This window comes from Abiotrophia defectiva ATCC 49176, from assembly GCF_037041345.1.
Lineage (GTDB): Bacteria > Bacillota > Bacilli > Lactobacillales > Aerococcaceae > Abiotrophia.
Window position 1 is genome coordinate 1,935,399 of sequence record NZ_CP146287.1, and the last position, 23,320, is coordinate 1,958,718.

Annotated in this window: 10 protein-coding genes; all 10 read right to left on the bottom strand. The window is 45.2% G+C overall.

The genetic code is table 11. The annotated features are described in order from the left end of the window. Nucleotides 1-17 precede the first annotated feature (17 nt). The 10 genes from rplC to V7R82_RS09170 all read right to left on the bottom strand — a co-directional run bounded on the left by rplC (nt 18) and on the right by V7R82_RS09170 (nt 23,042). Nucleotides 18-653 carry a 50S ribosomal protein L3 gene (gene rplC / locus V7R82_RS09125; RefSeq protein WP_023391484.1) on the bottom strand — a complete coding sequence of 212 codons (636 nt, stop codon included), beginning with the start codon at nt 651-653 and terminating at the stop codon, nt 18-20. Between the two features lie 24 nt (nt 654-677). Then, nucleotides 678-986 (bottom strand): 30S ribosomal protein S10, encoded by a 309-nt coding sequence (rpsJ, locus tag V7R82_RS09130; protein ID WP_023391485.1) that lies wholly within the window; start codon nt 984-986, stop codon nt 678-680. A gap of 397 nt (nt 987-1,383) precedes the next feature. Beyond that, on the bottom strand, nt 1,384-1,620 hold the full coding sequence (locus V7R82_RS09135) for a Veg family protein (RefSeq protein ID WP_070756164.1): 237 nt from the start codon (nt 1,618-1,620) through the stop codon (nt 1,384-1,386). Nucleotides 1,621-1,719: 99 nt separating this feature from the next. After that, the gene (gene rsmA / locus V7R82_RS09140) at nt 1,720-2,610 is read right to left on the bottom strand and encodes a 16S rRNA (adenine(1518)-N(6)/adenine(1519)-N(6))-dimethyltransferase RsmA (RefSeq protein WP_338542635.1); all 891 of its coding nucleotides are present in this window, start codon (nt 2,608-2,610) and stop codon (nt 1,720-1,722) included. Next, complete coding sequence (gene rnmV / locus V7R82_RS09145; RefSeq protein ID WP_338542636.1) at nt 2,607-3,191, bottom strand: ribonuclease M5; 585 nt, start codon at nt 3,189-3,191, stop codon at nt 2,607-2,609. The genes rsmA and rnmV overlap by 4 nt, the downstream gene beginning before the upstream one ends. Then, nucleotides 3,188-3,976 (bottom strand): TatD family hydrolase, encoded by a 789-nt coding sequence (locus V7R82_RS09150; RefSeq protein ID WP_291429176.1) that lies wholly within the window; start codon nt 3,974-3,976, stop codon nt 3,188-3,190. The genes rnmV and V7R82_RS09150 overlap by 4 nt, the downstream gene beginning before the upstream one ends. 14 nt (nt 3,977-3,990) lie before the next feature. Next, a complete protein-coding gene (gene metG / locus V7R82_RS09155; protein ID WP_338542638.1) occupies nt 3,991-6,015 on the bottom strand; it encodes a methionine--tRNA ligase in 2,025 nt (674 codons plus the stop codon). A 164-nt stretch (nt 6,016-6,179) separates the two neighbouring features. Then, the gene (locus V7R82_RS09160) at nt 6,180-8,429 is read right to left on the bottom strand and encodes a Spy0128 family protein (protein WP_314389410.1); all 2,250 of its coding nucleotides are present in this window, start codon (nt 8,427-8,429) and stop codon (nt 6,180-6,182) included. Nucleotides 8,430-9,036: 607 nt separating this feature from the next. Continuing rightward, nucleotides 9,037-14,730 (bottom strand): Spy0128 family protein, encoded by a 5,694-nt coding sequence (locus V7R82_RS09165; RefSeq protein ID WP_338542639.1) that lies wholly within the window; start codon nt 14,728-14,730, stop codon nt 9,037-9,039. A 320-nt stretch (nt 14,731-15,050) separates the two neighbouring features. Continuing rightward, on the bottom strand, nt 15,051-23,042 hold the full coding sequence (locus V7R82_RS09170; protein WP_338542640.1) for a MucBP domain-containing protein: 7,992 nt from the start codon (nt 23,040-23,042) through the stop codon (nt 15,051-15,053). Nucleotides 23,043-23,320: the final 278 nt, after the last annotated feature.

Consider the following 23,320-nt stretch of genomic DNA (forward strand, 5'->3'; position numbering starts at 1 on the left):
GTTCCTCCTTCCTCGAATTATTTAACTGTTTTAATTGCTTGTTTGATTTCAACGAGTGATTTCTTGGCACCTGGGACATTACCCTTGATCAAGATTACGTTGTTTTCTACGTCAACCGCTACAACTTCCAAGTTTTGGATGGTTACGCGTTCGCCACCGGTTTGACCTGGAAGGCCTTTACCCTTGAAGACGCGTGATGGGAACGAAGCCCCACCCATCGAACCTGGACGACGGTGGTAACGAGAACCGTGAGCCATTGGACCACGTGATTGGCCATGACGCTTGATCGCACCTTGGAATCCTTTACCCTTGGATGTACCCGTCACATCGACGATGTCGCCAGCTGCGAAAGTTTCCACTGTGATTTCTTGTCCTACTTGATATTCTCCAAGCTCAACTTCGCGGAACTCGCGAATGAAGCGCTTAGGAGTAGCATTTGCTTTTGCTACATGACCTTTAGCAGGTTTGTTTGACAATACTTCACGCAAGTCTTGGAAACCTAATTGAACCGCTTCGTAGCCATCGTTTTCCATGGTTTTAACTTGTAATACCACGTTTGGAGTAGCTTCGATAACAGTTACAGGTACCAATTCACCGTTCTCAGTGAAGAATTGAGTCATCCCAACTTTTTTACCTAAGATTCCTTTGGTCATGAGTACACCTCCATTTTTCTAAAATTATAATTTGATTTCTACGTCTACACCACTAGGTAAGTCTAATTTCATCAAAGCATCAACTGTTTTGTTAGTTGGTTCTAAGATATCGATTAAACGTTTGTGTGTACGCATTTCGAATTGTTCGCGAGAGTCTTTGTATTTGTGAGTCGCACGAATCACGGTATATAAAGAACGCTCAGTTGGCAGTGGGATTGGCCCCGCTGTCTTCGCTCCTGTTCTTTGTGCTGATTCTACGATTTTGCTTGCTGCTAAATCCAATGCACGATGCTCGTAAGCCTTCAAGCGAATCCGAATTTTTTTGTTTGCCATTTAGATTTCCTCCTTCGTCAATTTTGATAAAATGACTTGCTCCACAAGAATTTCCAACCTCACCCGCCCGTGGCAAAGCGTCCGGGTGTGTCGCAACCTCTCGCTTCATAGCTGTCTTTCCCACCTCTAAGAGGGGGCATGTCCTGCGATGGGCACACTGGTACCCATTAAGGCACAATCATTATTATAGCGTAGGAATACTTGTAAATCAAGGCTTTTCTTAAGTTTTTTTGGCCTTTTTGTATGTTTTCGTTTTCATGTCGGATGATGACGATTTCTCTGTTGCCTGGCCGATGCCATTTCACCTTTTAGGTGATGTTTCGGCCGGTTTTTTGGCCTTTTGGACACAAAAATAGCCAAGGACCTCTCAGGAGCACTTGGCTAAAAATAATAATGGCTATTCCGCAAAATCTACGTCGATGGCCTTGGTCAGAACATCGCAGTAGCTATAGGAGACACACGCTAGGGTGTTGGCCTCTTGCTCTAAATCAACAACAAAGACAGAACGATAGGTTTCTTTCAGGACGCCTCGGCGCGTACGCTTCTTGTTACGACCGAGTTGGACGGTGATAATTACTTTTTCGCCAATATTTTGATCCATGAGGGATTTAATCTCGGCAATTTCTTTTGGCATAAGCCTCACCTCTTTCCTACTATTATAACACAGTTAGGTAGACTAACCTAGGAAAGGTCGGCAACTTATCCTGAAAAAGCTGACAACGTTCGCCTTTTGCTAATTTTTAGCCTTATGCGCCTCAAAGGCAGCCTCTAAGTCAGCGAAATCCGTAAGGCTGAGGCTCTCAGCTCGGCGGTTAGGCTCAATGCCCGCCTGGTCGAAGACCTGACGCAAGCCCTCTTCGCTGAGCAGGCCCGGCACATAGGCCGACTTGAGGTTGTTCCATAAGGTCTTGCGGCGTTGCTTGAAGCCCGCTTGGACAAAGGCTTGAAAGGCTTCCTTATCGTTGACTTGGACCAAGGGCGCTGGCCGGCGAGTCAACTTGAGCACGGCAGAATCCACATTTGGCTTAGGGATAAAGACATTCTTAGGCACAATGAAGGCAATCTCGCTCTCCATATCCAATTGAATGGCCACTGACAGGGAACCATAGGCCTTGGTGCCCACAGCTGCCGTCATCCGCTCTGCTACTTCCTTTTGCATCATCATGACTAGCGACTGGAAGGGCAGACTGCTCTCAATCAGGCGCATGATGATAGGCGTGGTTATATAATAAGGAAGATTTGCCACCACGACTAGTCGGGACTGGTCGTGTAGCCAGGCATATTCTGGGCTAGAGAAATCCACAGACAGGATATCTTGATGGACCACTTGGACATTATCACAGTCTGCTAGGGTTTCCTGCAGGATGCCCACAAAACGCTGGTCAATTTCGAAGGCCAAGACTTGCTTAGCATGGTGAGCTAGGTATTGGGTCAAGGCACCGATGCCAGGGCCAATCTCGATGACTGTGGTATCTGCATCGACTTGGCCAGCTTCAATCATCTTCTCTAACATCCGGGGCTCGATTAGAAAGTTCTGACCCAGACTCTTTTTCATTTGAATATCGAAGCGACGCATAATCTCAACCGTACGGGTCGGCGTCGCAATTGGCCGGAATTCTCTCATTCTCGGGTCCCTCCTTGGGCTTGATCTAGGACTTGGACGAATTCACCCAAGCTAGCCTGGTCGATGCCATAGCGTTGCAGTTGGCGCTGCAATTGCTTGGCGTTGGTATAACCTAAATTAAAGTGCTGACTGACGGCCTGACGACGCGCCTTGGAGCCCGGACCTGCGGTCAGACCCCACTGGGCCAGGCAGCCCATGGGAATTAAAGCCACTAAGTCCCCCTCAGCCGGGGTCATGACTTGACTTAGGGCTTGGCGAATCTCTTGGGGACTAGCATGTTCCACCCCCAGGCTCTTGCCTTGACCGCCAAAGGCAGCCGTCCGGCTAATATGGGCTTGCTTAGCGCTCGGCACTGCCTGGGTCACCAGTCGTCTAAGGCGCTCACCTTGGTAGTCGGGATCTGTCAAAACGATAATGCCATGGGTCTTAGCAGCTTCCACAATCTGAGCCAAGACCGGAGCCTCTAGGGCGGAACCCCCTGTCTCAATGGTCTTGACCGTCGGGCCAAAGGTCTCAATCAAGCGTTTGGTATCATCGCGCCCTTCGACCACAATTACCTCTTGGGGAATGGCTTGACTCATTGGTCCCACCCCTCAGGCCACCACTGGAAGAGACGGCAGGCATTGCCCGTCGTCAATTTGGCTAGCTCTTCCAGGCTCACGTCTCGCACCTGGGCCAGACATTCCGCCACATAGCGGACATAGGCTGGCTCATTTTGCTTGCCACGCTTAGGCACTGGCGCCAAATAAGGGGCATCGGTCTCAACCAAGAGACGCTCTGCCGGCACTAGGGCCGCTGCTTGACGAACTGCCTCGGATTTTTTAAAGGTCAAGACCCCGCTGAAGCTAATATGCATGCCAAGGTCTACAAAACGCATGGCTTCTTCAGCTGTCCCGCCAAAGCTATGCATAATGCCACCCGCAGCCGGCAGGCCTTCTTGCTTGAGAATCCGATAGGTGTCTTCAGTTGCATCACGATTATGGATGGTAATGGGCAGACCGTGTGACTTGGCAATGGCAATCTGACGCCGGAAGACCTGGGCTTGCACATCCCAAGGGGCAGTATCCCAATAGTAGTCCAAGCCAATCTCGCCTAGCATCTTAACCTTAGGCAATTCTAGCCACTCTTCCAGGCGACGCTCCACCTGGTCATTGTAGGTGTGGGCCTCAGTCGGATGCCAACCCACTACCGAAATAATGTTATCGTAGGCCGCACTTAAGGCCAAACTACGCTCAATGGTGGGATCATCAAATCCCACCACTGCTAGATAGCCCACGTCCGCCGCTAGGGCTCGGGCAATATAATCTGCCTCCTGGCCCGCAAATTGCTGGGCGTTCAAGTGCGTGTGCGTATCAAATAAAGGCATCTTGGTCACCTCGTCTAGCCAATCCAAGCGCCATTGGCTGCATTTGGATCTGCTGCTAAGAGATGGAGTTGTCCGTCCTGTTCAGAGGACAGAATCATGCCCTGGCTGACATAGCCCATCATCTTGCGCGGCTTGAGGTTAGAGACGATGCAGACCTTACGGCCGATTAATTCTTCCGGATTTGGATAGAATTTAGCAATCCCGGACAGAATTTGGCGGTGGCCCTTATCACCTGCATCCAGGCGGAAGCGTAATAGCTTATTAGAGCCCTTGACTGGTTGAACATCCAGGACCTCTGCCACCTTCATTTCAATCTTCAAGAAGTCATCGAATTCGGCTTCAGCTACTTCACGGTGCACTAATTCAGTGGCTTCTGGATCCCAGTTAGGGTCGTCAACCTTAGCTTGGCTAGTACCTGGTTTACCAGCTGCCATAGCTTCCTGAATATAGGTCACTTCTAGCTCTGCATCCAAACGAGGGAAGATTGGGGTCCCCTTAGCCACTACACTTGCTCCTGCTGGGAAGGCCCCATAGACTAATTGAGTAAAGTCTAGGCCCATTTGATCATTCAGCCCTAGTTGTTCGAAAATCTTAGCTGGCGCTTGGGTCATGAATGGACGTGACAGATGGGCCACCAGGCGTAAAGCCTCTGCTAAATGGTTCATGACAGAACGCAGTTGACCTAGGGTCGCTTCTTCTTTAACTAAGACCCAAGGCATGGTTTCATCAATGTACTTGTTGGTACGGGAGACAATGGCCATAACATGGCTCAAGGCTGCACTCAAGCTCATGGCATCCATAGCTTGATAGTAGGCCGCCATTTGCTCCTTAACATAAGCATCATAGTCAGCATCCACTGCAGTCGCCTCTAAGTCTTCGGTTGGCACTTGGCCTTGGAAATACTTGTTCATCATGGCAACGGTCCGGTTGAGCAAGTTACCCAAGTCATTGGCTAATTCGGAGTTGACTAATTGGACAAAGCCTTCTGGTGTGAAGACCGCATCGTTGCCGACACCCATTTCATGCAAGAGATAGAAACGAGTGGCATCCAAGCCATAGCGTTCTACCAAGGTTTCTGGGTAGATGACATTCCCCTTAGACTTGGACATCTTACCTTCCTTCATGAGGTACCAGCCATGGGCGAAAATCTTCTTGGGCAATGGCAAGCCCAAGGCCATGAGAATAGTTGGCCAGTAAATCATGTGGAAACGGGAAATATCCTTACCGATGACATGGGCATCTGCTGGCCAGTACTTGTTGTAGCGGCTAGTATCATCAGAACCGTAACCTAGCGCAGTAATATAGTTTAAGAGTGCATCAATCCAGACATAGATGACATGCTTAGGATTGGACTTAACCGGCACACCCCAGGTGAAGGTGGTCCGAGACACCGCCAAATCTTCCAAGCCAGGCTTGATGAAGTTATTGATCATTTCGGTCTTACGGAAGGCTGGCTCTAAGAAGTCGGCGTGATCTTCATAGTATTGCACCAGACGGTCTGCATACTTGCTCATACGGAAGAAGTAGGACTCTTCCTTAACCAAGGTTACTTCGTTGCCAGTTGGGGCAACCCCACCTGTCACATTACCATCCGCATCGCGGTAAACTTCAACTAATTGGCTCTCGGTGAAGAATTCTTCGTCACTGACGGAATACCATCCGCTATACTCGCCTAGATAGATGTCATCTTGGGCTAGGAGTTGCTCAAAGGCATCTTGCACAGCCTTCTCATGGTAGTCATCCGTAGTCCGGATAAAGTGTGAATAGTCGATATCTAATAAATCCCAGAGCTTCTTAATGATGTCGGCCATCTCGTCGACATATTGCTTAGGACTTACTCCTAGGCCCTCAGCTGTCCGTTCAATCTTCTGACCGTGCTCATCAGTCCCGGTTAGGAAGAAAGCATCAAAGCCTTGTAGACGCTTATAACGCGTCATAGCGTCACAGGCTAGGGTAGAGTAGGAGTTACCGATATGCAACTTACCACTTGGGTAGTAGATCGGCGTTGTAATATAATAGGTAGGTTTTTGCGTGGTCACGAATGAGTGCCCCTTTCTATTTCTTCAAATTACTTCTATTATAACATAATTGTAGGCCCCTGACAGTAGGAATGGCAAACTTGTTAAGCAAGGTGCACAAGATAGAAAAAAACTGGTGCCAGCCAGAGGCTAACACCAGTCTATTTTTGAGGTGTAAAACTAAATTAGTCTACATGATGTGGCTTGTTAGCCAAGAGTAGTACTACAGAAATTAAGGCTAAGACAAGAGCCAACCAGATGAAGTTCATTTCACCAGTGCTTGGTAAAGATGGATTCTTAGCATTGAAGGCATTGTAGAATACAAGTTCCTTCTCTGTCGCAACTTCTGCTTTAAGCTTGCCATTAGCATCCTTCATTACAGCAACCGTTACGTTGAACTTAGTCTTGTCGTAGCTGATAGCTGAATCTTGCCCAGCAACTTCGCGTACGGTTAACTTATAGGTCCCTTCTTGTGCATAAGAAGAAGTTAAGCTAATCGCACCTGAAGCGTCATTGCTTGCAGTTGCTAAGACTTTGCCCATGCTGTCTACTAATTCAAATTTGAACTCTTTATCTTTTAGTTGACGACCAACTAATACTTTCTTAGCTGCTACTGTGAAGTCAACTGCAGCAGGTGCAGGGTCAGAAGAGTTTGGTAAGTTAGTCGCTGCTTTGTTAACAAAGGTCGCTTGGTTAGTGTAACTAGCGCTTGCTTCTAATTGGCCTGCGCCATTGTCCACAACAGTTACCACTACATCAACCGCTTTGGTATCGTAGGTTACGGTTTCATCGCTACCTGCTTTTTCTACAACTTTATAGTTGTAAGTGCCGGCTTGTTCGAATTCAACTGAAGCGAACTTAACAGTTCCATCTTGGGCATTCTTCACGGTTTGTAATACTTTACCTTGTGCATCTTGCAATTGGAACTCGAACTCATCTGCCTTAAGTGCACGGCCTTCCAATTGCTTCTTCACTACGATTTCTTGGCTAGTTTTAGCAGCTTTATAGCTGTTAGCAAACTGAGCTTGATCATAGGTAACAGTTGCTTTCTTCTCACCGTTCTCGTCTACTACTTTAACGTTGGCAGTTAGCTCTGCTTCATCGTAAGTAACACCTGGGACAGCATTGTTTACTTCTTTAATTTTGTAAACAAAGTCGCCAGCTTGAGAGAATTTCACTTTAGCAAAAGTTACATTGCCTTGAGCATCGTTACTTACAGTTTGGACAACAGAGTTATCAGCAGTGTTGATTAATTGGAATTGGAATTCGCCAGCTTTCAAAGCGCGGCCATCTAATTTCTTGGTCACTTTGAAAATCACTTCGTCTGAACGGCTGGCTGATGCGCCACCCTCAGTAGTGGTTAGTGGAGCAAAACCCTCAACATTATGAACTTCTTTAGCAGTTTTTACAACGATAGAGTTGAATACTTTTTTAGTTGCGTTGTCAACAGGACTTGTTAATTTTGTAGAATAACGCAAGTACAAGCCACGACCACTCAAATCACCATTTTCTGGCGTAACCGTGAAGTGGTTTTTGTCTGTTACTTTGACACCTGCACTATCAAGTGCTGGATGGCCTTCTTCCTTACCCCATTCAGTAAAGTAGTAACCTGTTACTTCGCCAACTAATTCTTGACCTTCTGGAATAGTGTCAGCAATACTTACGCCCGTTACGTCCTTAGCGGCCAAACGGTTAACCAACACTTGCCATCTGATCATGCTTGGGTCGTCTTTATCTTGAACGCCCCACTTGAAGTACCCAGTGGAATCTTCCATCGGTACAATACGGGTAAGTGTATAAGAGCCTGCGCCAGGTAACGTCATAGTTACTGTCTCATCAACTGCAACAGAGTCAGCCCATACTGCTGTGAACAAAGCACTGACAGTACGACTTTCGTTCATGAAGCGATAGTAGGCTTCGTTAGTGATTGTAATAGTTGCGGTGTTAGTAGCTGGATCAGTAGTCAACGTAGCAACTGTCGTACCGCTAGCTGCTTTAATTTCTTTTGGTTCAGTTTTCTCTACCGCCAATTGTGCTGGCACTTGGTAGACAAAAGTATCCCCATTTTTTACTGTTGCTGAATCCGGAATTTGGTAAGTTGGCTTAATATAGAATTTACCCTCACCATATTTAGCCCCGTCAACAACCGGGTTGTTATTAATCAAGAACTCAGTTGATACCAACTGCGCCGCTTGACTGGCTGATGTTGCGGCTGCTTCTGGATTAGCTGCCGGCTGGTTCTCACTAGGACTTGCTGGTGCTGCTACCCCACCTGCGTTGTCACTAGCACTTGATTCTGATGCAACCGCGGGTGCCGCTGTTGCTGGCTCTGCGCCTGCAGGCGCTTCTTGAGCTAATGCATTGATCGGTCCGACAAAAATGCTCAGAACCATTAAGAGTGAAATAAGCAAGTTAAAAAACTTACGCTTATCCATAAAAATTTCCCCTCCTTAGTTTCGGGTGCCACTATCTTTTGCGCTACTAAATAGCACCCTAATTTTCTGGATATCGGCAATTTAATACCATATATAGTATATCACACCACTTGCTATTTGTACAGTTCTTTTAGTGGAATCAAGTTTAACACCTAATTCCCAAACTTAATTGAAGATAATTTTTGCTAATTATTGATACTATTGATTGGATTTGACCAGTCATTTGCCCAAAAAAGCCCATAATATCGTTTTTTTGTAGTGACAATTTCAGATGATTATTGTATACTATAGTCTGGAGGTCGGACCTCCGCTAGGATAATTAGTAATTTTCCTAGAGCTTACTGATTTATTTTCAAATTAGACTTCCCCTCTATATTTAGAAAATAACTCTGACGGCCTACTATTTTCTGGATAATATAGTAATAGTCGTCCATCCTATTTTTTATAGGATCTGGCTAGGGAGCTAGCCGCTACTTAATGCTCCCTAGGACAAAGAGGCTGAATTCTACCATTCAGCCTCTTTTTTTGATAGAGAAAAGCCCCAGAGTTTATAAACTCTGGGGCTTTTCTGCATACTTTAGGCTTTGCCAACTACTAATAAAGTAGCCTAAGATCTTGCTTTTTTGTCAAGAAGAAGAACCGCAATCGCGCCCATTACCATCATGCTAGCCAAAGCAGTCAACCAAATAACTTCAGCTTCACCGGTCTTAGGTAATTTCTTCTCTTCTTTCACTGGTTTGTAAGTGTTCTTAAAGACAATAGATTTGGCACTATCCACTTTTGCTTGGAACTTGCCTTCGCTGTCCTTACTTACAGTTACAGAAACCTCATGAACAGTTTTGTCATAAGTGATTTCTTTGTCGCCCAAGTCTTTTTCTACGACTTTGTAAGTAAAGGTACCTTCACTTGGGTTTGTGATGGTATGTTCCAAACGAATCTTACCTGATGCATCGTTTTTAGCGGTAGCAACCAGGTTGCCATTTGAATCGAGGAGATTGAATTGGAATTCATCTGCCTTCATTTCACGGCCTTCCAATTCTTTCATAGCGTCTACGCTAAAGCTTGGTTGCCCTGGATCCACTGCCTTATAGGTGTTAGTGAAGGTAGCATCGTTAGTGTAAGTAACTGAAGGGGTTAATTGTGCTTGGTTATCAACTACTTCAACAGTTACTTCTACTACTTTGGTATCGTAAGTAACGTTCTTCAAGCCGTTATTCACTTCTTGAATACGATACTTGCTAGTCCCTACTTTGCTGTAAGTTTGTTCTTCGAAGGTTACATTGCCCTCTGCGTCGTTCTTAGCACTTGCCAACTTAGTGCCTTGTTCGTCTAATAATTCGAACTCGAACTCGCCTGCTTCTAAAGCACGACCTTCTAAAACTTTCTTAACGCTTAATGCTTGCTTGGTTGAAGCTGCTGCGTAACGGTTAGTAAAGACTGGCTCTTGTTCATAGCTTGGTGTTGCTACTAATTGGCCATTGTCGTCTTTGACCTCAACAGTTACTTTCACTTCTTTAGCGTCATAAGTAACACCTTTAGCATCGCCTGAAACTTCTGCGATAGTGTAAGTGTAAGTCCCAACTGCTGAATAAGTAATTGGTTCAAAGCTTACCTTACCTGTCGCATCGTTAGCGACACGTTGTAGTTCTTTGCCGTCAGCGTCTTTCAAGACGAAGTTAAATTCGTTAGCTTGAATCGCGCGACCTTCCATGCGTTTAGTTGCCATAAGGGTAACATTTTGATCCAATGGCTTGTAGCTGTTGGTGAATGTCAATTCCTTATCTGGCGTTACAGTTGCTTCTAATTGACCCGCAAGGTTATCTGTTACACGAACGTGTACCAAGATATTGCTTGAGTCATAGGTCATCCCTTTATCATTAGCGTCTAGTTTTTCACGAACAGAGTAAGTGTAGGCACCAGCGCTTGAGAGACTTTGTGCCTTGAAGGTAACATCCCCATTTGCATCGTTCTTAGCAGTGTCAACAACTTTGTTGGTTGAAGCATCTACTAATTCGAAGGTGAAGGCATTAGCGACTAAGGCTTTACCTTTCAAGACTTTCTTAGCTTTGATGGTGACATCAGCAGCGGCTGCTTTATAAGCGTTGGTAATGGTTTGCCCGTCTGGGTATTCTACCGTAGCTTCTAATTGGCCGGCATTGTCAGTTACTTTTACGGTTACGTTCAATACTTGAGTGCTGTAAGTCACCCCAGCAACAGTCCCCGCTTGCTCCTTAACCGTGTACTTATAAGTACCTGGTTTGGTGTAAGTAATCGCGTCGAAGGCTACACTACCGTTCTCAGCGTTCACTTTAGTTTGCGCTGCACTTGTTGCACCTTCTTCGATTAAGTCGAAGCTGAACTCGCCTGCCTTTAGTGGACGGCCAGTTAAGGCTTTTGTCACACTAATGGCTGCAGTCGTTGATAAAGCTTGGTAGTTGTTAGTAAACTCAGCTGGCGTAGCGTAAGTTTCAGTCGCTACCAATTCCCCTTGGCCGTTGTCAGTTACCGCTACGGTAACTTCAACATTCTTACCGTCATAGGTATAACCCTTAGAACCATCATTCTTCTCACGAATAATGTAAGTGTGGTTCCCTACTTCTGTATAAGTTTCAGCTGGGAAGGTTACAGTCCCGTCTGCCTTATTCTTAGCAGTTTGAACCACTTTGTCAGTAGCTTTGTTAACCAATTCGAAAGTGAATTGGTCATCTGCTAAGTTAGCACCTGTCAGCGCCTTGTTAGCTTTCAAAACTTTGCTTACTGATTTCGCTTGGTAAGTGTTAGTGATCTCTTGACCATCTGGGTATTCTACCGCAGCTTCTAATTGACCTGCGTTATCTGTGACAGTAACTTTGATCTTGTAGGCCTTCTCATCGTAAGTAATCCCACCAAGCTTACCATTTTGTTCTTTAACAGTGTATTCATAGACACCTGTTTGCGTATAAGTAATCGGATCGAAATTAACGGTCCCGTTCTCATCCGCAGTTGCTTTGGTTTGATTGTCTTTTGCTTCTGGAGCAGTTAAGTCAAAGCTGAACTCACCTGCTTTTTGCGCACGACCGGTCAACTTCTTAGTGAAGCTGAAGGCTGCAGTCGTTGATAAAGCTTGGTAGTTGTTAGTAAACTCAGCTGGAGTAGCATAAGTTTCAGTCGCTACCAATTGACCTTGGCCGTTGTCAGTAACTGCTACGGTTACTTCTGGAGCCTTAGTATCATAGGTATAACCCTTAGCGCCGTCATTCTTCTCACGAATAATGTAAGTGTAGTTACCTACAGCTGTATAGGTTTCAGCTGGGAAGGTTACAGTCCCGTCTGCCTTGCTCTTAGCAGTTTGGGCAACTTGACCTGTTTCCTTGTTTACCAATTCGAAAGTGAATTGGTCATCTGCTAAGTTTTTACCAGTCAAGGCTTTAGTTGCCTTTAAGACTTTGCTTACTGATCCCGCTTGGTAAGTGTTAGTAATCTCTTGACCATCTGGGTATTCTACCGCAGCTTCTAGTTGACCTGCGTTATCTGTGACAGTAACTTTAATACGGTAAGTCTTATCGTCGTAAGTGACCCCACCAAGCTTACCATTTTGTTCTTTAACAGTGTATTCATAGACACCTGTTTGCGTATAAGTGATTGGGTCGAAATTAACGGTCCCGTTCTCATCCGCAGTTGCTTTGGTTTGGTTGTCTTTTGCTTCTGGAGCAGTTAAGTCAAAGCTAAACTCACCCGCTACTTGTGCACGACCAGTCAACTTCTTAGTGAAGCTGAAGCTTGCAGTCGTTGATAAAGCTTGGTAGTTGTTAGAGAACTCAGCTGGTTTAGCGTAAGTCTCAGTTGCCACTAATTGACCTTGACCGTTGTCGGTAACTGCTACCGTTACTTCAACCGTCTTATCGTCATAGGTATAACCCTTAGAACCATCATTCTTCTCACGAATAATGTAAGTGTGGTTCCCTACTTCTGTATAAGTTTCAGCTGGGAAGGTTACAGTCCCGTCTGCCTTATTCTTAGCAGTTTGAACTACTTGGTCAGTAGCTTTGTTAACCAATTCGAAGGTGAATTGGTCATCTGCTAAGTTAGCACCTGTCAGCGCCTTGTTAGCTTTCAAGACTTTGCTTACTGATCCTGCTTGGTAAACGTTAGTAATCTCTTGACCATCTGGGTATTCTACCGCAGCTTCTAATTGACCTGCGTTGTCTGTGACAGTAACTTTAACCTTGTAGGCCTTCTCATCGTAAGTAATCCCACCAAGCTTACCATTTTGTTCTTTAACAGTGTATTCATAGACACCTGCTTGCGTATAAGTAATTGGGTCGAAATTAACGGTCCCGTTCTCATCCGCAGTTGCTTTAGTTTGGTTGTCTTTTGCTTCTGGCGCAGTCAAGTCGAAACTGAACTCGCCAGCCTTTTGCGAACGACCAGTCAACTTCTTAGTGAAGCTGAAGGCTGCAGTTGTTGATAAAGCTTGGTAGTTGTTAGTAAACTCAGCTGGCGTAGCATAAGTTTCAGTCGCTACCAATTGACCTTGGCCATTGTCGGTAACCGCTACGGTTACTTCTGGTGCCTTGGTATCGTAGGTATAACCCTTAGAGCCGTCATTCTTTTCACGAATAATGTAAGTGTAGTTACCTACAGCTGTATAGGTTTCAGCTGGGAAGGTTACGGTCCCGTCTGCCTTGCTCTTAGCAGTTTGGGCAACTTGACCTGTTTCCTTGTTTACCAACTCGAAAGTGAATTGGTCGTCTACTAGGTTAGCACCTACCAAGGCTTTAGTTGCCTTCAAGACCTTAGTGACTGAAGCTGCCTTATAAGTGTTGGTAAAGCCAGGCTTAGTATAGGTAACGGCTGCAGTCTTAGCCCCGCCATTATCGGTTACCGTAACAGTCGCTGTAATGATGTTCTTGTCATAGGTAACACCTGGCAAGTTGTTGTTAACTTCGCGAATCTTATAAGTAAAGTTCCCCGCTGTACGGAACTTCATCTTCTTAAACTTAACAACACCGTTCTCATCGTTAGTAGCAGTTGCTACTACCTGATTGCTACTGTCAACTAATTCAAAGCTGAACTCACCTTGATTCAATGAACGTCCATTCAATGTCTTGTTCACTTCAAAGATAATCTCATCAGGACGAGCCCCTGTCCCGACCCCATCAGTGGTAGTCAAGGCAGCAAAACCATTAACGTCTTCAGTATGTGTAGCGGAAGTAAATGTATAATTGTTGAAGACCTTTTTAGTTACTAAGTCAACAGGCGCAGTGATACGGGTCTGGAAGATGATTAACAAACCACGCCCATCTAGGCTCCCACCATTGCTTGGCGTAATGGTGAAGTGGTTGTCATCTTCAATGTTAACTTCGCCGCCCGTATAAGCCACACGGCCACCGGCTGTCCCACCGTTTTGAGCCGCTTCCCAGTCAGTAAAGTAGTAACCACTAAATGAATCAGGTACAACTTCTTGCCCCTCTGGAATCGTATCTCTCACCATAGCGTTGACTATACCTGGTTTAGCATAACGGTTAATACGAATACGCCAGTTAACCAACTCAGGGTTGTCCCGGTCTTGGTTCCCCCATTTAGTATAACCCGTTGGGTCTACGTCAGGTACGATACGCATTAACTTGTATTCCCCAGCACCTGGCAAATCGAAAGTCTGCTCGATGTTCTTAGGTGTGCTATCAGCCCATACCGCCGTGAAGAGTGCTGTCAATGATTTGTTCTCATTCAGATGAGCATAGTACTCTGCGTTGGTGATTGTGATGGTGGCTGTATTATTCGCTGGGTTAGTTGTTAAAGATGCAACAGTTGTGACATTGTCCCCCGCTTTAATTTCAACCGGACCACTTTGTTCCACTCGGAAGACACTTGGCACTGTATAGGTCAAGGTGTCGCCATTTTGGAGTGTAGCGTTATCCGCAAATTTATAGGTTGGGATAATGTAGAATTTCCCTTCCCCATATTTACCAGGGTTTTGGACTGGGTTGTTATTAATCTTGAAGTCCGTTGTCATGGTATATTGCGCTTCTTGAATCGGCGCTTGTGGATAGTGCTGAGTTGCCTCAGCTTTATCAGTATTCGCTGAGTCTTGACCATCCGCATTGGGCTTAGCCGCCCGATCCTCCTCTGCTGCCGGCTGGGCCGCTTGCCCACCATCAGCTTCTTGTCCCCCTGTCTCTTTGGCTTCTTGCGTTTGCTCAGTAGCAGGTGTTGCTACACCAGCATTCGCTTCTTGCGCAAAGGTAGATAGCGGGCTAATAAAAACTTGCAGCACTAATAAGAGTGCGATTAGCAAGTTCGCTAGCTTCTGCTTTTTCACTTTGCTTCCCCTCTCTCACGCTATAAAAGCCGGGCCTACCGCTACATATGCCCTGACTTTCTTAACGCTTGATATTGTGTATATTACTATACCAAGACTATTTTATCACACTCAATCACAAAAGAAAAGTTTCATTTCCTCTCTATCTCATAAAATCGAAATGTCATTACAAATCGATAACATCTGTCCCTTCCCCAACATAAGAAAAACGCGTGAGAATCGCCTATATCTGGCGAAACTCACACGTTTCCTTCTATTATATATACCCTATTCTGGTCCTAGTGAATCAGGGACCAACTTAGGTATGTATATGTGCATGCTTAGTCATGCGTCTCATCTTTGCGACTAGCTGTTGATTCTGTTCCCTGAGCACTCGATACTGACGAAGCCTGATTGGCAGCCTCCGCTGGCATCACTGGCACTACCGTCTCTTCTCTGGTGTAGACCAACTCGTAAGTCTCCGCTTCTTCATAGACATTAATACCGTCTAGCGTCTCCCCATTCTTGCGTAGGTAGCTATACTTGTAGTTAGCAACCGCCACTGGTTTTGGAATGACGTAACGATTTGGCCACGCACTTAAAGTCGTTGGCTCGTGAATCTCCTGGCCATCCTCCGTGACATGCCGCAAGGTGATAACCGTCTTCTCTTCATAACTTGGAACTCGGTAATGTAATTTTACGACGATTGGTTTATCGCCAACTGTCCCAGATAGCGGATCATCACTGTAGTCGTACACAAGCCAGTCCCATAAATTCTCGTCAGGAGTTACCGTGTATGGCTCACCTTGGGTGACGGTACTTTCCGTTATATGAACTCGCACTGGGAAGCCTTCGATAGAGTCATCGTTATAGTATTCAATGTACAGCTTCGTTACTCGGCGATAGACAAAGACTATTTCAAAGTCATGATTAGGTACCGTGCCCTGAGCATTTTCTGGAACGGACGTCAGTTCATAGTCAGGAAAGTCACCCTGAGTTTCCTTCTCATACTCTGTTCCAACCTCTACCCTGTCTGTCCTTGTTTGTGCTAACTCTTCACCTGACACGGTTACATGTTTAACAGTTTTTGTCACTCGATGAATTGGATTGTAGTAGTAATCGATATAGACTGTCTCAGGATCTTCGCTACTAAAGGTATGGTAAGCATAATTGGTGTTTTTTCGTACCATCCGATAATTATCTGCATTAAACTCCCCTTCTTCACGAATGGCAGGTTCAAATTCAGACCTGAAAGGCTTACCCTCTAATGCTACATGCTCGATTAATTTTATAATCTCTCCCGTTTTGTCATTAATGTATCGCACGATAACTCGATGCTTAGGATTAGAATTATAGACGAAGGTTACAATCGTTTCTTCCGCCTCTAAGAAGCCAGACGCTTGTCCTTGAGTGTGGCTGTAGACATAGCCAGGAACAGGATTAGGCACTAAGTAGTAAGGGGTCTCAGCATGCCCTTTCACCGTTTCGCTTCCAATCTCATGCCCTTCTTCATCGACATAGCGCGCTGTTGCTGTATGGAACTTGTCGAAATGTCGATAAGTTAGGGTGATGGTGGTATCTTCATTGAAAGTAGCAAACAAAGACTGTCCTGTTCTCTTCAGAGCATACTGTTGTTGAGAAAGATCCGCTGGTCGGATGGTAGTCTCTACTCCCATAGGTACTTCAATATGTTTCTGATATTCAGCAACATATTGGTCAAGGTCTTGTCCTGCCTCATCTACATACTTCAAGGTGACGGTTGCGGTAGTTCGTTTATATCTCAAATTGACAACTTTTGGACTGTCTTCAAATTGACCTTTGAACTCACTTTCATCACTAGCAAGTTCGTATTTTTTGTCGCCTTTGGAGATATAATGCTTGGAACTTAAATCATAAGTCTCCCCAACTAAACCATCGTGTATCTCACTCACTTCGAGCTTTTCGCCAGCCTCGTCCAAGAAGTTAACTCGGATGATACCTGGTAGAATCCGACGACGGTAGTAAACCTCTACTTCTCCACGCCCATCTCTAGAATTTCTAATTTCAAATACACTAGGTTGAGACCTCAAGTTGTCATAGTTCACGTCATGACCGAGGAAATCATAGAGGTCAGGATAAGGATTCCGAGGTATCAAAGTAGAAATAGGCATTCCCACTGTCCCCGAAATAGTAAACTGTCTATCTGTTTGCCGAGGATCTTCTCGGAGAGTATTTCCTACTTTCCCAAATAACTCCAGTCCTGGGGCCGTTGCTTGATAATAATAGATGACGTGTTTTTCATAGCCAGCATATTTACCTGTTACCTCGCCTTGGACACCGACATATTGATAGTATTCAATATTCTTCTTCTCCGTCACATATTGCGTCCCGACCGCCCCATGTAAGATGACACGCTCGGCTAGATAATTCCCTCTGTCATCTACATAATCTACGATTACCTTACCCGGATCTGGATAAACAGAGCGATAGACATAAGTGACAACCTGATCTTCTAGTTGATAAGTCCCGGTCGTATTCCCTAGGACAGTGAGGAAAGTAAAGTTATCAAACTGCTTCTGCTCTGTCTGATATGGTGTGCCAAAAGGTTTATAGCTACGAATTGGTGGGGCTAAGTCTTCGTTAGCCTCATCCACATAACGCACAATCAAAGTGCCTTCTTTATCTTTAGTGATATTCACTACTCTATAAATATAAGTAACCACTTGTTCTTGCTCACTATACTGACCGAATTCTTCACCGTTAACTTGGACGAATACGTAATTGTTGAATTCTTTTTGACGAGTATAGTAGTTCTTACCCAGCTCGCCTTTCATCACAATTTCCGGGATGAGTAGCATTCCTTGGTCATCCTGATAACGTACCCGCACAATCCCTGGCAACTCCTGGTCAGTGCCTTTGCGATAGACATAAGTCACCGTCTGAGTTTCTAGGCTATAGTTACCTGACTCAGCACCATCGACATGATCGAAGACATAACCTTCGATTTCCTTTTTCTCTGTGCTATAGGCAGTATCTACCTGACCAGAGAGATTAATGCTTGGCCAAATGCTATGCCCATCCGTATCTTGGTAATTCACCTTAACATAGCCAATTGACTTCCGATAGACATAGGTAATCGTTTGTGCCTCTTCTGTATAGAAGCCCATCTCTGGCCCATCAACTCGAACGAGTTCATAGTTGTCAAAGCTTCTCGCCTTTTCTTGATAAGGTAGTCCCACATAGTCTGTCAGATACTTCGGCTGTGCAAGTTCTTCACCCGCTTCATCTTCATACTTGACAGTCAAATCTCCTCGAAGTCTTTCATAATAGTAGATAACCTTCTGAGGCTCTTCGGTTATTTGCCCCTCTGTTTCACCGTCAACTCTAGTAAAACGATGATTTGCGAAGTGTTTCTGAGTGGTAGTATAGTAATCACCAACGGCCCCTTTGATTTCTTCAGCTGGTCCTAAATCAATATCCGCCTCGTTGCGGTAATAAACAATTACTTTAGAGGTCACGACTCTTGCAATCCGGCGATAAACAAAGTCCACCCTTTGAGTCTGGCCTGAGATATACTTCCCTTTTTTCTCACCCTCGGTACGAATGAGAATATAGTTTTCAATATCTAATGTATCGAATTCATAGGATGCGCCTGGTCGTCCATCAGTATAGACACTTGGCTTAAGCTCTTTGCCATTTTCATCGACATACTTTGCATTCGCATACCCCCAGCCACTTTCTTCCTTCTTATATTCTTTAGTTGAGTATAAGAGAATGACGACCTGTGTCCCTTCTTGGTAAGTGACACGAGGAGGATATCCTTCCCACCCTTGATAGAAGTAGTTTTCAAATTTTTTGATTTCGATCGGGGCATCAGTCCCCACATATCCTGTTGTCACGACATCAGGATGTAGGGTTTCACCCTTGACGGTCTTATATCGTACAACGACTTTCCCTCGAGCCTTGGTTCGAGGACTAGCATAGACATAGGTGACATAATGTTTTTGGCTAGCATAGGTCCCTTGGGTCTCCCCAGACACATAAGATAGACGATAGCCTTCAACTGCCTTCTCTTCAGTCTGGTAGCTATCTCCCAGTAACCCTGCCATATCCACTGGAGGAAGCAAATCATCGTTTGTCTCATCAATATAGCGGACATTTACTGCACCATTATTTGGCGGTAAATTGGCTGGTTGATAGACAAACTTAACGGTCTTGGCTTCCGTTGCGAATGTCCCTTGGCGATCTCCCTCAACTCTCAAGAAGTTATAATCTCTCACTTCTTTCTGAGTAGCTGTGTAGGCAGTGTCTACTTCGCCTTCTAAGGTCTCAGCATCAGCCACAGGCTGATCCGCTTCGTCCACATATAAGACATTGACTGTTCCGCGTGGTTTTGGAATTGCTTGGTAGATGTACTTGACGTTTTGGGCTTCTGTCTTGAAGGTGCCAGTAGCTGGGCCTTCTACTCGTAGGAAGTTATAGCCAGATACTTCTTTCTTCTGGGCCGTGTAGGCTGCGCCTACTTCGCCTTCCAAAGTTTCTGGATCTGCTACTTGCGCATCTTGCTCATCCACGTAAGTCACAAGAACTGTACCACGCGGCTTCGGAATGGCTTGGTAGATGTATTTGACATTCTGAACATCGGACTTGAAGGTACCAGTAGCTGGGCCTTCCACTCGTAGGAAGTTATAGCCTGTGATTTCTTTCTTCTCAGTTGTATAACTTGCATCCACTTCGCCTTCCAAGGTAACTGGGTCGGACAATTTAGCATCTTGCTCGTCTACGTAAGTTACATTAACCGTTCCGCGTGGTTTCGGAATGGCTTGGTAGATGTACTTAACGTTCTGAACTTCTGTCTTGAAGGTACCTGTTTCTGGACCCTCTACTCGCAGGAAGTTATAACCTGTGATTTCTTTCTTCTCAGTTGTATAACTTGCATCCACTTCACCTTCTAAGGTAACTGAATCTGCCAATTTTGCGTCCTGATTGTCAACGTAGGTTACGTTGACTGTTCCGCGTGATTTTGGAATGGCTTGGTAGATGTACTTGACGTTTTGGGCTTCCGCTTTGAAAGTACCTGTCTCTGGGCCTTCCACTCGCAAGAAATTATAGCTTGCTACTTCTTTCTTCTGGGTCGTGTAGGCTGCGTCTACTTCACCCTCCAAAGTGTCGGGATCTGCCAATTTTGCGTCTTGCTCGTCAACGTAAGTGATATTCACTGTTCCACGTGGTTTCGGAATAGCTTGGTAAATATATTTCACGTTTTGGGCTTCTGCTTTGAAAGCACCTGTCTCTGGCCCTTCCACTCGTAGGAAGTTGTAGCCTGTGATTTCTTTCTTCTCAGCAGCATAAGTTGCATCCACTTCACCCTCTAAAGTGACCGGATCTACCAATTTGGTGTCTTGCTCGTCAACGTAAGTGACATTAACCGTTCCACGTGGTTTCGGAATGGCTTGGTAGATATACTTGACGTTTTGGGCTTCTGATTTGAAAGTGCCAGTCTCTGGACCTTCTACTCGTAAGAAGTTGTAGCCTGTGATTTCTTTCTTCTCAGTTGTATAGGCCGTATCCACTTCGCCTTCTAAAGTGACCGGATCTGCCAATTTGGCGTCTTGCTCGTCAACGTAAGTCACATTCACTGTGCCGCGTGGTTTCGGAATGGCTTGGTAGATATACTTGACGTTTTGGGCTTCTGTCTTGAAGGTGCCTGTTTCTGGGCCCTCCACTCGCAAGAAGTTGTAGCCTGCTACTTCTTTCTTCTGGGTCGTGTAGGCTGCGTCTACTTCGCCTTCCAGAGTTTCTGGATCTGCCAATTTGGCGTCTTGCTCGTCAACGTAAGTTACGTTTACTGTTCCTCGCGGTTTTGGAATTGCTTGGTAGATGTACTTAACGTTTTGGACTTCTGCTTTGAAAGTGCCAGTCTCTGGACCTTCTACTCGTAAGAAGTTATAGCCTGTGATTTCTTTCTTCTCAGTTGCATAGGCCGTATCCACTTCGCCTTCCAAGCTAACTGGGTCGGACAATTTTGCATCTTGCTCGTCAACGTAGGTTACGTTTACTGTTCCTCTCGGCTTCGGAATTGCTTGGTAGATGTACTTGACGCTCTGAACTTCGGACTTGAAGGCCCCAGTTTCTGGACCCTCTACTCGCAAGAAGTTGTAGCCTGTGATTTCTTTCTTCTCAGTTGCGTAGGCGGCATCCACTTCGCCTTCCAAGGTAACTGGATCTGCCAATTTAGCATCTTGTTCGTCCACGTAAGATACATTAACCGTTCCACGTGGTTTTGGAATTGCTTGGTAGATGTACTTAACATTTTGAACTTCTGTCTTGAAGGTGCCAGTTTCTGGACCCTCTACTCGCAGGAAGTTATAACCAGATACTTCCTTCTTCTGCGCCACGTAGGCTGCGTCCACTTCGCCTTCCAAAGTTTCTGGATCTGCCAATTTAGCATCTTGCTCGTCAACGTAAGTCACATTCACTGTTCCGCGTGGTTTTGGAATGGCTTGGTAAATATATTTAACATTCTGAACTTCGGACTTGAAGGTACCTGTTTCTGGGCCCTCTACTCGTAGGAAGTTGTACCCTGTGATTTCTTTCTTCTCAGCAACATAAGTTGCATCCACTTCACCTTCTAAGGTGACCGGATCTGCCAATTTTGCATCTTGCTCGTCTACGTATGTCACATTTACTGTTCCGCGTGGTTTTGGAATTGCTTGGTAGATATACTTGACGTTTTGGGCTTCTACTTTGAAAGCACCTGTCTCTGGGCCTTCCACTCGCAAGAAGTTGTAGCCTGTGATTTCTTTCTTCTCAGTTGCGTAGGCGGCATCCACTTCACCTTCTAAGGTAACTGGATCTGCCAATTTTGCGTCTTGCTCATCCACGTAAGTTACGTTTACCGTTCCACGTGGTTTTGGAATTGCTTGGTAGATGTACTTAACGTTTTGGACTTCTGTCTTGAAGGTGCCAGTTTCTGGACCTTCTACTCGTAAGAAGTTATAACCTGTGATTTCTTTCTTCTCAGTTGTATAACTTGCGTCCACTTCGCCTTCCAAGGTAACTGGGTCGGACAATTTTGCGTCTTGCTTGTCTACGTATGTAACATTCACCGTTCCGCGTGGTTTTGGAATTGCTTGATAGATGTACTTAACGTTTTGAACTTCTGTCTTGAAGGTACCGGTCTCTGGACCCTCCACTCGCAGGAAGTTATATCCTGTGATTTCTTTCTTCTCAGTTGCATAACTTGCATCCACTTCACCTTCTAAGGTAACTGGGTCTGCCAACTGAGCGTCTTTCTCATCAACGTAAGTTACTTGGACGCGTCCAGATTCCTTAGTTGAGGATTGTAATTCTTTCGGTGTATAGATGAAGGTCGTGACTTGTGGTTCAGTTTGGTACTGACCAGAAACCTTCCCTTCAATACGTGCAAGCTCGTAACCTTGGAAAGTTTTCTCTTCTAATGTAAAGTTACTTCCCACGGTACCAGTTGTTACGAGATCGTCTGCTAATTTGTCTTGTTTCTCGGTCAGATAACGAGCTGTTACGGTACCTTCTACTTTTGGCTTGTTAGAACTTGTGTGGATATAACCGACATAAGTGAAACCATCGATTTTAGGCGGCGTATATTGATAAGTTTGCCCCTTGGTTACCGTCTGGGTCTCGCTAGCGCGCAAATAATTCATTTGCGCCAGAGCAGCACGACCAGCGCCTAAACCGGATAAACCGATAACTAAGAGCAACCAGAATTTCCAAGAGCCGTTTTGCTTACGGAAAGACCATGCTAGCAGTGTCCCTAGAATCAATAGGAGTGCACTAATGAGCCACTGCAGGATGACCACATTCAACTCACCCGTCTTAGGAAGTGAGCCTGGGTCTTGAGGTTTGGATGGTTCTGGGTCTCCAGGTACAGAAGAAGATTCTGATGAACTGGAACTCGAACTCTCGGAATCGGACTCTGACGAGCTAGACGATTCGGAACTCTCGGAATCTGATGAGCTGGAGGACTCAGATTCTGAGGAAGAGGAGCTCTCGGACTCTGAAGAGGACGAACTCTCAGATTCAGAGGACTCTTCCGATGATGCTGAAGATTCATCGGATTGACTAGGTGGTTGAGGTTTTGAGCTTGCATCTTGCTCATAAACCAATTGATAATCCGCCACATCTGTTGTCGCCGTACCAGTCGGATTCTCTTTCACCACTTGCTGGAGTTGTTCAGGTGTAAGATCCGCCTGATTGACGAAATGATAATTTACAGTGGTCTGTTCTCCCTGAGAAAAGACTTGTAATATTTGTGTGGGGAACGCTAAACAGAAGATAGCGCTGAGCGCAAGGGCTCTTTGGGTTTTGTGACGCATGCCGATAATTCCTTTCAATATTTGTCCATTGTCTATTTAACTAGATTTATAGGCGAAAGTCAATCTAATTGCGCAAAATTCACATGATTTTTTTGTAAATCATATGATATCCTCCAATATATTATTTAAATATATATTTTGCATGATTGTTTGGACATCAAACTAAAAGAATTGCCTAGACATAAGGGAATAAAAGGCGAACGTTACTCCTGATTTTCTGCACAAAAATATGCGACCGAGAAATCTCGATCGCATATTTCATCTATTTCACATCAGTG